Below are 13,132 nucleotides of genomic sequence, written 5' to 3' on the forward strand. Positions count from 1 at the left end.
ATCTGCCGAATCCCGGATTAGCACCCCTTACCGGCGCCCCCGCGCCTCCGGGCGGGGTGACAACCCCCCGCACCCCCGCAACCCGCGCAGTGCCTCCGGGCGGGGTGACAACCCCCCGCACCCCCCGCAACCCGCTCTTGCCTGCCGTTGCGGCTGGCTGCCTTCTTCGGGCTCGGGTGCCGCGCAAAGCGGGCCGGGGGCGGCAGCGCCGCCCCCGGCCTGAAACACGTGGTCCGCGCGGGCGCGGTGGGTGGTCGGCGTTCGTCGCGATCGGTGTCGGCGGTGCACCCGTCGCACGGCCGGCGAAGGAGTCGGGGCGGGTTTTCCCTGTCGAGGAGAGGAGTACGCAGTGAGGGGCGGGCCAGGGCGACGCGCAGCAGGACAGGTGCCCACCCAACACGCCCTAGTCGTCGCGCAGTGCCTCGAGCGCCTGGGCGAGGTCGTCGGGGTAGTCGGCGGAGAAGGACACCGGCCGGCCCTCGGTGGGGTGGTCGAAGGAGAGCTGGACGGCGTGCAGCCACTGGCGGCGCACGCCGAGGCGCTCGGCGAGGGTGGGGTCGGCGCCGTACAGCCGGTCGCCGACGCACGGGTGCTTCAGCGCGGCCATGTGCACGCGGATCTGGTGCGTCCGCCCGGTCTCCAGCTTGATCGCAAGGAGGCTGGCCGCGCGGAACGCCTCCAGCGTGTCGTAGTGGGTGACCGAGGGGCGGCCGCCACTGACCACGGCGAAGCGGCCGTCGCCGCTGGGGTGCCGGTCGATGGGCGCGTCCACGGTGCCGCAGAGCGGGTCCGGGTGGCCCTGCACCAGCGTGTGGTAGCGCTTGTCGACGGTGCGCTCCTTGAAGGCGCGCTTGAGTACCGAGTAGGCCGCCTCGCTCTTGGCCAGCACCATGAGGCCGGTGGTGTTGGCGTCCAGCCGGTGCACGATGCCCTGCCGCTCGGCGGCGCCGCTGGTGCTCAGCCGCACGCCGGAGGCGAGCAGGCCCTCCAGCACCGACGGCCCGGTCCAGCCGACGGTGGGGTGGGCCACCACGCCGACCGGCTTGTCGACGACGACGATGTCGGCGTCCTCGTGCACGATGCGCAGGCCCGGCACCGGCTCGGCGCGCGGCACCGGGGCGCTCGGCGGCGGAGGAAGCTCCACCTCCAGCCAGGTGCCGGCCTGGACGCGGTCGGACTTGGCGCCCGGTGCGCCGTCGACGCGCACGTCGCCGGCGCCGATCAGCTCGGCGGCGCGGGTGCGGGACAGGCCGAACATGCGCGCGATGGCGGCGTCCAGCCGGTCCCCTTCGAGGCCGTCGGGCACCGGCATGCTGCGAAGGTCGCTCATCGGCGGCCGTCCTCCTCTGGTGCGGTGTCGTCGCCGGCCGGAAGCGCCGTGGCGCCGCCTGCGGCCGGGGGATCCGGCTCAGCGGCGCCACCGGCAGCGGCGGTGCTCCCCCGGTCCGGCTCCGCACCGGAGGCGTCTTCGGCTTCGGCGCTGCGGCCGCCGGACGCACCCGCCTCCGCGCCGTCCCCGGCGCCCTTCTTCTCGGCGTCGCCCTCGCGGGTGCCGTCGATGTTGACGCCGCGGAAGGCCAGCAGCACGGCGAGCGCGCTGCCCGCAACGAGGCAGGAGTCGGCGATGTTGAACACCGGCCAGTTCGGCAGCTGGATCCAGTCCACCACATGGCCGTGCAGCGGGCCCGGCGGACGGAAGATCCGGTCGGTGAGGTTGCCCAGCGCCCCGCCCAGGATCAGGGCCAGCGACACGGCCCACGGCAGGCTGCGCAGCGTGCGGGCCATCACCAGGATGTAGACGGCGACGCCGATGGTGATCAGGCTGAACACCCAGGTGATCCCGGTGCCCAGGGAGAATGCGGCCCCCGGGTTGAATACCAGGGTGAACTGCAGCAGTTCGCCCACGACCGGGATGCTCACCCCCGGCGTGAACCGGGCGAGCGCGATCTCCTTGGTGATGAAGTCGGCCACCAGCGCGGCACCGGCCAGGAGCAGGACGAGAAGGAAGCGCCGCGGCGGCGCCGCGGCGGCCTCCTCGGTACGGTTGCGGTCCCCGGAGGGCTCTACGTCAGTCAGCGACGCTCCTCGCGTTGTTTGCAGGCCACGCAGAGAAGTGCCCGCGGATACGCCTGCAGCCGGGCTTTGCCGATGGCCTGCCCGCATGAGGCGCACACCCCGTAGGTGCCCGCTTCCAGGCGGCCGATCGCCTGCTCGCTCTGCGCCAGCAGGTCACGAGTATTGTAGGACAGTGCGAGATCATGCTCGCGCTGATACGCCTTCGCACCGGTATCGGTGGAATCGTCCCCCGCGTTGGAGACCGCGTCGGCCTGCCACTCGGCCAGGCCCGATGCCGCGTCGGCGACCTGGCTGCGCAGCCGCTCCACATCGTTCTCCAGCTGCGCGCGGACCTCGTCCAGTTCCGCGCGCGTCCACGGCTCCTCACCGGTGCGCGCCGGGGGCACCTCCCCCGCCGCTGTCCGCGCCGCGCCCACGCGCGCCGCGCCTCCCTCGGATCCGACCGCAGCCGACGACACCATCGGGCACTCCCCCTCGCTCGCCCACGGGGCGCACTGCACCCCCGGTCCCCCTTGCGACGTGCGACGACGCCCGTTTCGAGCGCCCCCGCACGGTGCCAACGAAGCTTAGGCAGGCGGCGCGGACGAATCAACGGACCACGGCGGAAAGTCGGCATCCCTCCGCTCCCCGGCATTCGCCGCGGAGGGCGCAGCACGCCCCGGAGCGGCCGGAACCGCGCGGTCCGGACCCGCGCGGGGGAACCACCGCAGCTCCGCCGCGCGGAGGCCGCACGCCGCGGGGCCCGGCACCGCCTCAGTGCGCGACAGCGAACCCGCCGTAGTCGTCGGCCAGCAGGGCGAGGTGGGTCTCGTCGAACACGGCGGGCCCGCCGTGCGGCCCGACGCGCACCTCGATCACCCAGTCGGCGTCCTCGGCGTCGTCCTCCCCGGCCAGCTCGTCGCGGTGCACCGAACAGGGCGCGTACCCCTGGTCAGCGAGCTGCTCAGCCAGCTCTTCGGCGTCCTCCCGGTCGTGCACGGTGACCAGGACGGCCCCCTCCGCTGCGCTTGCCACGCCGCTCCCCTCCCTGCGGGCGGCGGCCCGGCGCCGGTGCGCCCGGCCGGCCCCTGCCCGGCTCTGCCTTCGGTCTGCTCCCCCGGCAGTATGGCGCAGCGGCGCAGCCGGGGACCCACCGCCTACCCCGGCTGCGGGCGGCGGAGGCGCTGCGCCCTGCCCCGCCGCGGGCACCGGGGACACCGCCGCCGAATCCAACGGCACCGCCCCCGGCGTTGGGCTATCCTCGTCGCAGATCCTTCTTCGCGACGAAGGGGACGAGTAGCGGCGGGCCCAGCCCACAGCGACCCGGGGACGGTGCGAGCCCGGGGGCATGGCCGCCGTGAAGATCACCCCGGAGCGGCCGGAAGAACAGGCGCACCGCGCCCCAGTAGACCCGGCACCGCGGCGCCAGCCGCGGCAATGAAGCGGGAGGCGTGCGCGCCTCCAAGGAGGGTGGTACCGCGGGGTCCGCCTCGTCCCTCCATCAGGCCAGCACCCGCGCATCCCGATGCGCGCACCTGATGGAAAGGCAGTCCGCCCGTGTCAGCCGCAGCACCACCGCCCGCAACGCCCGAGGACGGCGCCGGATCCCCGCGCCCCTTCCCCGCCCTCCCCGCGCAGATCGACCTGCCCGCGGTGGAGCACGATGTCCTGGCCCGCTGGTCGGAGCAGAAGGTGTTCGACCGCTCGCTGGACCGCACCAAGGACGGCCCCCGCTGGGTCTTCTACGAGGGTCCGCCCACCGGCAACGGCCGCCCCGGCGTGCACCACGTGGAGGCCCGCGTCTTCAAGGACGTCTTCCCGCGGTTCAAGACCATGAAGGGCTACCGCGTCGACCGCAAGGCCGGCTGGGACTGCCACGGCCTGCCGGTCGAGGTCGCGGTGGAGAAGGAGCTCGGCCTCAGCGGCAAGAAGGAGATCGAGGAGTACGGCGTCGCCGAGTTCAACGAGCGCTGCCGCGCCTCGGTGCTCCGGCACGTCGACGCCTTCTCCGAGATGACCGAGCGCATGGGCTACTGGGTCGACATGGGCGACGCCTACCGCACCATGGACCCCGCCTACGTCGAGTCGGTGTGGTGGGCGCTCAAGCGCATCTACGAGAAGGGCCTGCTGGTCCGCGACTACCGGATCAGCCCGTACTGCCCGCGGTGCGGCACCACGCTCGCCGACCACGAGCTGGCGCAGGGCTATGAGACGGTCACCGACCCCTCGGTCTACGTCCGCTTCCCGGTGACGTCGGGCCCGCTCGCCTCCCCGGAGCGCCCCACGTCGCTGCTGGTGTGGACGACCACGCCGTGGACCCTGGTCTCCAACACGGCGGTCGCGGTGCACCCGGACACCGACTACGTCGTCGCTACCGACGGCACCGAGCGGCTGATCGTCGCCGAGCCGCTGTTCGACGCCGTGTTCGGCGCCGACTCCGGCTGGACCCGCACCGGCGAGCGGTTCGAGGGCGCCGAGATGGAGCGCTGGTCCTACCAGCGCCCGTTCGACCTGGTCGGCTTCGACGAGCCGGCGCACTTCGTCGTGCTCGCCGACTACGTCACCGTGGACGACGGCACCGGCCTGGTGCACCAGGCACCCGCGTTCGGCGCCGACGACATGGCGGTGGCGCGCGCCTACCACCTGCCGGTGGTGAACCCGGTCCGCGCCGACGGCACCTTCGAGGAGGACCTCGCCCTGGTGGGCGGGGAGTTCTTCAAGACCGCCGACGCGGCCCTGGTCGCCGACCTGGACGCGCGCGGCCTGCTCTTCCGCCGCCAGGACTACGAGCACAGCTACCCGCACTGCTGGCGCTGCCACACCGCGCTGCTCTACTACGCGCTGCCGTCCTGGTACATCCGCACCACCGCGGTCAAGGACGAGCTGCTCGCGCAGAACGCCGCCACCAACTGGTACCCCGAGAACGTCAAGGAGGGGCGCTACGGCGAGTGGCTGCGCAACAACATCGACTGGGCGCTCTCCCGCAGCCGCTACTGGGGTACCCCGCTGCCGGTGTGGCACTGCAGCGACGAGCACCTGACCGTCGTCGGCTCGCTCTCGGAGCTGGGCGCGCTGGCCGGCCGGGACCTGAGCGCCCTGGACCCGCACCGGCCCTACGTCGACGACGTCGTCTTCGCCTGCCCGGAGTGCGGCGCGGACGCGCACCGGGTGCCCGAGGTGATCGACGCCTGGTTCGACTCGGGCTCCATGCCGTTCGCGCAGTGGGGTGCGCCGCACGCCAATGAGGACGTCTTCGCCGAGAGCTTCCCGGCGCAGTACATCTGCGAGGCGATCGACCAGACCCGCGGCTGGTTCTACTCGCTGATGGCGGTGAGCACCCTGGTGTTCGGCCGCTCCTCCTACGAGAACGTGGTCTGCCTCGGCCACATCCTCGCCGAGGACGGCCGGAAGATGAGCAAGCACCTGGGCAACGTCCTGGAGCCGATCCCGGTGATGGACCGGCACGGCGCGGACGCGCTGCGCTGGTTCATGCTGGCCAGCGGGTCGCCGTGGGCGGCGCGCCGGGTCGGGCACGCGGTGCTCGAGGAGATCGTCCGCAAGGTCCTGCTGACCTACTACAACACCGTCTCCTTCTTCACGCTCTACGCCAACGCCCAAGGCGGCTGGAGCCCGGAGGGCACCCCGGCGCCGGCACCGGAGGAGCGGCCGCTGCTGGACCGCTGGCTGCTGTCCGAGCTGCACCAGGTGGTGGCCGACGTGGACGCCGCCATGGAGTCCTTCGACACGACCGGCGCGGGCCGCCGGCTCACCGCGTTCGTGGACGACCTGTCCAACTGGTACGTCCGCCGGTCCCGGCGGCGGTTCTGGGCGGGTGCGGCGACGCCGGAGAGCGCCTCGGCGTTCGCGACCCTGTACGAGACGCTGACGACCGTGACGCGGCTGCTGGCGCCGATGATCCCGTTCCTCACCGACCACGTGTGGTCGGCGCTGCGCCGGCCGGGCGACGCGGAGTCGGTGCACCTGGCCGACTGGCCGGAGTCCCGCCCCGACCTGGTGGACGCGCGCCTGTCGGAGCAGATGGCGCTGGTCCGCCGCCTCGTCGAGCTGGGCCGGGCCGCGCGGGTGGACTCGGGGATGCGCACCCGCCAGCCGCTGGGCCGGGCGCTGGTCGGCGCGGCCGGCTTCGCGGACCTGCCGGAGCAGCTGCGCGGCCAGGTGGCCGAGGAGCTGAACGTGGCGGGGCTGGACCCGCTCGCCGCGGTCGGCGGCGACCTGGTGGACTACCGGGTCAAGCCGAACTTCCGCGCGCTGGGCAAGCGGTTCGCCAAGCGCACGCCGCTGGTCGCCGCAGCAGTCGGCGAGGCGGACGCGGCGGAGCTGGTGGCCTCGGTCCGCTCCACCGGCTGGGCGCAGGTGCAGGTGGAGGGCGAGCCGGTGGAGGTGAGCGCGGACGAGCTGCTGGTCAGCGAGCAGCCGCGGGAGGGCTGGGCGGTCGCCGGCGAAGGCGGCGAGACGGTCGCGCTCGACCTGGAGCTCACTCCGGAGCTGCGCCGTGCGGGCCTGGCCCGCGAGGTGGTCCGGCTGGTACAGGACGCCCGCAAGAGCAGCGGCCTGGACATCTCCGACCGGATCGAGCTGGTCTGGTCGGCGGAGTCGGCGGAGACGGCGGCGGCGCTCGCCGAACACGGCACCGCCATCGCGGGCGAGGTCCTCGCGGTCTCCTTCACCGAGGCCGCGGAGTTCGCCGGCGGATCCGAACCGTACACGGTCGCCTCGGACGAGTTCGGCCTCACGGTCCGCATCCGCAAGGCCTGACGCAGCACCGTGCGGCCCCGTCCCCGCTGCCGCGGGGCGGGGCCGCCGTCGTGCCCGCGGATCCGCCCGGGCCGGCCGTGCCGGCGCCGGGCCGCCGGGTGGTACCGCGGCCCGCAGACGGCATCCCCGCGGTTGGCGGCGTCCCCGGAGGGCAGGCGGGATCGCGGCGGCGCAACCAGCTGCCGCAGGTCAGGGGAGGCGCTCCGCCGGCTCCGCTGCAGCGGGGCGAGCGGGCCTCGCTCACGGGGCCCGGGCGGCCGTGCAAGCAGTCCGCGCCGGGCACGTCCGCCCCGCGAAGGCACACCTGCCGGCCGGGGCGCTGCTCCGGCCCGGGGGGACAGCCGCGGGTGCGGCCGGGGGCGGCGCGGCGCCGCCCCGCTGGTGCCCGCCGACGCGGCGACTCCGGCGCCCCGGCGGCGGCGCACCGCCCCCGGGACCGCTCAGGTCCTCCCGCGGGGTGCGCCGGCGGAGCGCGGAGTAGTGGCGGCTGGGCGCCCCGGCGCCCCGTGCCGCGGCTGACTCGCTGTCCAGGCAGGTCGCCGGAGCAGCGGGCGGAGAGAAACGGCGCGGCCGCCGCCCCGCGTGCGGAACGGCGGCCGCGGCGCGCTTGCGCGGAGCTACTTCTTCTTCGCGGCGGAGTCCTCCGCGGCGGGCTCTGCTGCCGCGCCGTCGCCGGCAGCCGCGGCGTCCTCGGAGCCCGACGCGCTCTCGGTGGCCTCGTCGCCCGCTTCCTCGGCACCGGCGTCCGGCGCGGCCGCTGTTCCGGTGTCCCCGGCCCCGCCCCCGGCCCCCGGCTCCGGTTCCGGGTCAGCGCCGTCCGGCTCCTGCGCGGCCTCCGGTTCGGAGCCGGCGCGGGCCGCTGCGTCCGCGCCATCGGCGGAGGAGGGGGAACGCAGGCCGTCGACGAAGGCAGCGAAGGAGTCGTCGGAGGCGTCGTCGTCGGAGACAGTGGCGCCGGTCTGCTCCTCCTCGCGGCCCTGCCCGCGCGCGGGTTCTGCTGCCGGGGCGCCGTCAGCGCCGGCTGCGGGTTCGGTGGCGTCGCCAGCGGCCTCGGCGGCCGGGCCGCCTTCGGTGCCGGGTGCATCCGCGGCGGCCGCAGAGCCCGCGGTGTCCGCGGCCTCGGACTCGGTCTCCGACTCGGCGGGTCCGCCGGCAGCCGCGCCCGTCTCTGCTTCGGCGCTCTGCTCGGACCCGGTGGCGGCGGCTTCCGGGTCGCCGTCGGAGGCTTCGCCGTCGGCGGGGGCGGTGATCGCGGCGGCAGTGTCCGCGGTAGCCCCGCCCGGCCCGGCGGCAGCGGTGGTGACAGGCTCTTCAGCGGCGGTGTCGTCAGCCGCCGCGTGATCGTCTTCTTCTGCGGTGCCGTCTTCCGCGCCGTCTTCCGCGCTGCCCGCGGCAGGGGCGTCCTGCGCGCCCTGCCCGGTGTCTGCGGCGGCATCGGCCGTTCCCTCGGTGCCGCCGGGAGGGCTGTCGGCCCCCTCCCCTGAACCGGAGGGCTCCTCCGAGGCGGCCCCGGCCGCAGACGCGCCTGCGTCCGCTGCGCCGGCGGCGTCCTCATCTGCGGCGGCTGCGCTCTCCGGCGCAGCGGCGGCCGCCGCCGGCGGCGGGACGTCCTGCGCGCGCCCCTCGGGTCCGGCCGGCTCGGGGTCCGGTCGGAGGGGCGGCGCGACGTCCCCGCCGCCGGTGCGGAGGGCGTCTCCGCGGGGCGCCGGCACACGCTGATCGGCCGGCGGGCCCCCAGCGGGCCCGGACGCAGCGCCGGACGGGGCCGGCGGCGGCGTCGGTGCGGGCGGAGCCGCGGTAGATCCGGATACTCCCGCTGCCGCGGGTACGCGGTCCCTGCCGGTGGAGACGGACGCCTTCCCCAAACCGTCCGTTTGCACACCGGCCTGCACGGGGCGTCCTGCGCCCCGCTGCGCGGCACCTCTCGCAGCGACCTCTCCCAGCCCCAGTTCGGCACGCGATCTGACCAGTTCCACCGCGAGGGCGACAGCGCTGGCGCCGCCCAGTGCCAGGGCGACGTAGACCAGGCTGACCTGGGCTGCCGCCACGGCGATCACGATGAGGACCAGTGCCGCAGCGAGTGCGGCGAGGCTGCTGAGGATCAACACGGGCGTCGCTGACCTTCACTCATGGCAGGGAATCCGGATGCGGCGCTCAGCGCCGGTCGTGCGGCCCTTCGCCCGGGTGGAATCCGCCGTGCGGAGCCGGCTCCGGCTGCTGCTGCGCGAACGGGTTGCCGCCGGGGCCGCCGTGCGGCATGGCCGGAGCACCGCCGGTCGGCGCCTGCATGGTCTGGAAACCGCCGGTGGTGTTGAGGTTCGGCGGCGCGGCCGGCTCGTTGCCGGTCTCGCTGAGCTCGCGCAGCTGGCGCTCGAAGTAGTCCTTCAGGCGCGCGCGGTACTCCCGCTCGAAGTCCTTCAGCACCTCGACCTTGTGCTCGAGGTCCTCACGCTGCTGCACCAGCGAGCCCATGACCTGGCGGTGCCGCTCCTGGGCGTCGCGGTCGAGGTTCTCGGAGCGGGCGCGGGCCTCGTTGACGATCTGCTCGGCCTGGCGGCGGGCCTTGCCGAGGATGTCGTCCGCCTCGTGCCGGGCGCGGCCGAGGGTCTCGTCGGCTTCGCGGCGCGCGTCCGAGATCGCCTGGTCGGCGGTCTGCTGGGCGAGCGCGAGCACGCGGGCGGCGGTGTCCATGTTCTCTTCGGACCCGGGCAGCCCCATGTTGGCCATCGCAGCGGGCAGCTGCTGCTCAACCTGCTGCTGCATCTGCTGCACGGGCTGCGGCGGCTGCTGCGCCTGGGGCTGCGGCTGAGGCTGCGGTTCGGGCTCGGGCGCCATCTGCTCCTGCGGCGGCGCCTGCTGGAAGTCCTGCATGCCGGCGTTGGGCACCTTGCCGCGGAGGCATTCGGCGAGCTTGCCGCGCAGCTCCTCGTTCTCCTGGATGAGGCGGTCCAGCTCGGACTCGACCTCGTCGAGGAAGGCGTCGACCTCTTCCTCGTCGTACCCCGGTCGTAGCCGGGTCGTGCTGAACTGCTTGTTCCGCACATCCGCGGGTGTCAGCGGCATGTTCGTCTCCTTGGCGCGCTTGGACTTTATCCGTAGGGACGCTACCTGATCGTGACCTTACGGCAATCCGGATCATGAACAAGACCACATATCGGAACCGGTGCGTACGGATCCGACATATGGCGGCGGTCAGGCGGCCATCAGGGTGAGCCCGGCCGTCCTGACGACCTGTGTCAGGATCACCACGATCAGGAACAGGACCGTGAAGCTGAGGTCCAGCGCCACACTGCCCAACCTGACCGGCTTGATAAACCGCCGAAGGAACTTCAGCGGAGGGTCGGTCACCGTGTACACCGTCTCCGCAATCACGAGCACGAAGCCCGACGGGCGCCAGGATCGCGCGAACGCCTGGACGAGTTCGAAGACCAGCCGGGCCAGCAGCACCAGCATGAACACGTTCAGGACGATGTAGAGCACGTTGAGGACGATGATCACGGTCGCTTCCCGACCCAATCTGTGTACAGCGGTCTAACTCTGATTGAAGAACCCTCGCTCCGCGATCCGTGCCTTGTCTTCGGCGGTCACCTCAACATTAGCCGGAGACAGCAGGAACACCTTGTTCGTCACCCGCTCGATGTCTCCGTGCAGGCCGAAGATCAGCCCCGCCGCGAAGTCGACGAGGCGCTTGGCGTCGCTGTCGACCATCTCGGTGAGGTTCATGATCACCGGGATCCCCTCCCGGAAGTGCTCTCCGATAGTACGCGCCTCGTTGTAGGTGCGCGGATGGAGCGTGGTGATCCGGGCCAGATCGGCTTTTGCCGTCGCCGCAGGAGCGCGCCGCTCCACCGGAGCGCCCGCGGCATCGCCGGCGTCGCTCACGGCGTCGGCGCGGTGATCGCCGCCATACGGGTCCGCGTCGCGGTCCCGCCGGTCTTCAACGGCCTCGTCGAAGTCGTCGAAGTCATCATATTCGTCCGCATAGCGGTGATCGTAGCGGTCGTCCTCCAAGAGGCCGAGGTAGACCGCCATCTTGCGCATCGCGCCGGCCATCTCTCATGCCCTCCGTCGTCCCTGTGGTGCGGCACCGCAGAGGACTGCATCGAGTCCGCCTGGATCCGCCGAGGCCAGCAGCGCGGGCGAACTCGACAGATGGGCGCCAAGGTCCATGTGGGGACATTACCCCACGTTCGGGCCCCGGGAGCCGAGCAACGCCGTACCGAGGCGCAGGTGTGTCGCGCCCTGTTCAACGGCCGCTTCGAGGTCCTGGCTCATGCCCGCCGACACCACTCCCGCACGAGGGTAGCGATCCCGGATGACCTCCGCGACCGTGCGGAGCCGGGCGAAGGCCGCGGAGGGGTCGCCGCCGAGTGGCGCCACCCCCATCACGCCGCCGATCTCGAGCGCCTCCTGGTCGGCGATCGCGGCGGCGACCTCCGGTGCGTCGGCCGGGTCGGCACCGCCGCGCGGCCCGAGTACTCCGGGCCGCGCCTGCGGGTCGAGGTCGACCTGGACGAGGCAGGTCAGCCGCCGCCCGGCGGCGCGCGCCCGCTCACCGAGCGCGGCGGCCAGCCGGAGGCGGTCCACCGAGTGGACGACGTCGGCGTAGCGGGCGACCGAGCGCGCCTTGTTGGTCTGCAGCTGTCCGACGAAGTGCCGCCGGAGCGGCAGGTCGGCGGTTTCCGCCGCCTTCGGAGCGGCCTCCTGGTCCCGGTTCTCCCCGACGTCGGTGAGGCCGAGGTCGGCGAGGATGCGGACATCGGAGGCGGGATAGGTCTTGGTCACAGCGATGATGGTCACATCGCCGGGTGCGCGGCCGGCCTTCTCGCAGGCCGCGGCGGCACGCTCGCGCACCGCATCCAGGTTGGCGGCGATCGCGCGCCGCCGCTCTGCACCGCCTGCGGATACCGGTCCGTCCATCACGCCTCCCCCGTGTGCGGGGCCGCCCCGCGCGCCGCGCCGTCCCGCCAGACGAATCCGGCGAGGCGGCCGGTCGGCGCAGCGCGCCGGTGCGAGAACAGCCCCTCGGTCTCATAGGTGCAGCGCTCGTCCACCCGGATCTGGCCGACACCGGCCGCCCGGAGCTGGGCGGCGACCGCCGCGCGCAGATCGACAGAGGGTGTCCCGTGCCGGGTGGTTGAGGCCCCCTCCGGAACACGGGCGGCCATCGCGGCGCGCATCTCCTCGGGGACCTCGTAGCAGGCGCCGCAGATCGCGGGCCCGAGCGCAACGACCATTCTGCCCGGTTGTGCACCCTTGTGCACCATGGTGTCGACGAGCGCGGCCGCGACACCGCGCAGGGTGCCCTCCCGCCCGGAGTGCGCGGCGCCGATCACGCCGGCCGCTCCGTCGGCGGCGAGGATCGGCAGGCAGTCGGCGGCAAGCGAGGCGAGCACGAGGTCGTTGCGGCCGGTCACCACAGCGTCGACCCGGTCCACGGTGCCGGGCGCGTCGGCGACCGCGGCGTCGGCGCTGTGCACCTGCCCCATCCACACCACGCGGTCCGGGTCGAAGCCGAGCCGCTCACCGGCGATCCGGCGGTTCCCCCGCACCGCTGCGGGGTCGTCGGGGACTCCGGCGCCCAGGTTGAGCGTGTCGAACGGCGCACCGCTGACGCCGCCGTCGTAGCGGCCGGTGAATGCGGCGTGCACGCCGGGGGCGAGCCGGAAGGCGGTGGACATGGCGGGGGCGTCTCCTCGGGTGCGGATGGGGCGGACGCGCAAAAGCGTACCGGCGGCGGAATGCTCCGCCGCCGGTGCCTGCGCTCCACCGGGACCGGTGGGCCGCCCGTTCGCTGCCGCTGCGCCCGATGCCGTGCCCGGTGCCGCTTGAGGCAGCGCCGCCTAAGGCAGTGCTGCCGTGTGTGCAGCGCTACTTCAGAAGGGGCTGTCTCAGGCGTGCTGGTGCAGCGCGCTGCCCCGCTGTCCTGCTCGTGCGGTGCGGCTGCCCGGCACAGCGCCGTCCGCTACTTCAGGAAGTCCGGCACGTCCAGGTCGTCCGGGTCGTCGAAGATGACGCGACGGCGCGGCGTCGGGACGTCGTTGCCGCGCGGGAAGGGGCCGTCGGTGCGCCGGCCCGGGTGCGAGCCGCCCTCGCCGAGCGGGTGGATCGGCCGCGGGCGCGGCTCGTCCGCGGGGGCCGGGGCGGCGCCGGCCTCGTCAGCCGGGCCGCTCTCCTGCACGGCCGGGGCCTGCGGCTCGGCCGGCGGCTCGACCGGCTCCGGCTCGGGCTCGGGTTCGGGCCGGACCTGCTCGGCGGGCTCCGCCGCCACCGGCTCGGCCGGGGCCGGCGGTTCCGCGGC

11 protein-coding genes and 1 pseudogene are annotated in these 13,132 nt (G+C 74.1%); 1 reads left to right on the forward strand and 11 read right to left on the reverse strand.

Annotated features, from left to right (window positions below):
- Nucleotides 1-403: 403 nt before the first annotated feature.
- The 4 genes from ACYVGT_RS25500 to ACYVGT_RS25515 all read right to left on the reverse strand — a co-directional run bounded on the left by ACYVGT_RS25500 (nucleotide 404) and on the right by ACYVGT_RS25515 (nucleotide 3,090).
- On the reverse strand, nucleotides 404-1,330 hold the full coding sequence (locus ACYVGT_RS25500; protein ID WP_460862949.1) for an RluA family pseudouridine synthase: 927 nt from the start codon (nucleotides 1,328-1,330) through the stop codon (nucleotides 404-406).
- Nucleotides 1,327-1,971 (reverse strand): signal peptidase II, encoded by a 645-nt coding sequence (lspA, locus tag ACYVGT_RS25505; protein ID WP_460862950.1) that lies wholly within the window; start codon nucleotides 1,969-1,971, stop codon nucleotides 1,327-1,329. The genes ACYVGT_RS25500 and lspA overlap by 4 nt, the downstream gene beginning before the upstream one ends.
- Before the next feature lie 101 nt (nucleotides 1,972-2,072).
- Complete coding sequence (locus tag ACYVGT_RS25510; protein WP_460862958.1) at nucleotides 2,073-2,492, reverse strand: TraR/DksA family transcriptional regulator; 420 nt, start codon at nucleotides 2,490-2,492, stop codon at nucleotides 2,073-2,075.
- A gap of 337 nt (nucleotides 2,493-2,829) precedes the next feature.
- Nucleotides 2,830-3,090 carry a hypothetical protein gene (locus ACYVGT_RS25515; RefSeq protein ID WP_460862951.1) on the reverse strand — a complete coding sequence of 87 codons (261 nt, stop codon included), beginning with the start codon at nucleotides 3,088-3,090 and terminating at the stop codon, nucleotides 2,830-2,832.
- Nucleotides 3,091-3,612: 522 nt separating this feature from the next.
- Here ACYVGT_RS25515 and ileS point away from each other — a divergent pair.
- Nucleotides 3,613-6,831 carry an isoleucine--tRNA ligase gene (gene ileS, locus ACYVGT_RS25520; protein ID WP_460862952.1) on the forward strand — a complete coding sequence of 1,073 codons (3,219 nt, stop codon included), beginning with the start codon at nucleotides 3,613-3,615 and terminating at the stop codon, nucleotides 6,829-6,831.
- A gap of 617 nt (nucleotides 6,832-7,448) precedes the next feature.
- Here ileS and ACYVGT_RS25525 read toward each other — a convergent pair.
- The 7 genes and pseudogenes from ACYVGT_RS25525 to ACYVGT_RS25555 all read right to left on the reverse strand — a co-directional run.
- Nucleotides 7,449-8,939: a hypothetical protein gene (locus ACYVGT_RS25525; protein WP_460862953.1), complete on the reverse strand. Its 1,491-nt coding sequence runs from the start codon at nucleotides 8,937-8,939 to the stop codon at nucleotides 7,449-7,451.
- Nucleotides 8,940-8,985: 46 nt separating this feature from the next.
- The gene (locus ACYVGT_RS25530; protein WP_460862954.1) at nucleotides 8,986-9,894 is read right to left on the reverse strand and encodes a DivIVA domain-containing protein; all 909 of its coding nucleotides are present in this window, start codon (nucleotides 9,892-9,894) and stop codon (nucleotides 8,986-8,988) included.
- A 129-nt stretch (nucleotides 9,895-10,023) separates the two neighbouring features.
- Nucleotides 10,024-10,329: a YggT family protein gene (locus tag ACYVGT_RS25535; protein ID WP_460862959.1), complete on the reverse strand. Its 306-nt coding sequence runs from the start codon at nucleotides 10,327-10,329 to the stop codon at nucleotides 10,024-10,026.
- A gap of 33 nt (nucleotides 10,330-10,362) precedes the next feature.
- The gene (locus tag ACYVGT_RS25540) at nucleotides 10,363-10,884 is read right to left on the reverse strand and encodes a cell division protein SepF (protein WP_460862955.1); all 522 of its coding nucleotides are present in this window, start codon (nucleotides 10,882-10,884) and stop codon (nucleotides 10,363-10,365) included.
- A gap of 126 nt (nucleotides 10,885-11,010) precedes the next feature.
- Nucleotides 11,011-11,751 carry a YggS family pyridoxal phosphate-dependent enzyme gene (locus ACYVGT_RS25545; RefSeq protein ID WP_460862956.1) on the reverse strand — a complete coding sequence of 247 codons (741 nt, stop codon included), beginning with the start codon at nucleotides 11,749-11,751 and terminating at the stop codon, nucleotides 11,011-11,013.
- A complete protein-coding gene (gene pgeF, locus ACYVGT_RS25550; protein ID WP_460862957.1) occupies nucleotides 11,751-12,512 on the reverse strand; it encodes a peptidoglycan editing factor PgeF in 762 nt (253 codons plus the stop codon). Before pgeF ends, ACYVGT_RS25545 begins: the two co-directional genes overlap by 1 nt.
- A gap of 284 nt (nucleotides 12,513-12,796) precedes the next feature.
- Nucleotides 12,797-13,132: pseudogene (locus ACYVGT_RS25555) on the reverse strand (cell division protein FtsZ); the annotation flags it as partial.

This window comes from Nocardiopsis coralliicola (assembly GCF_054779695.1).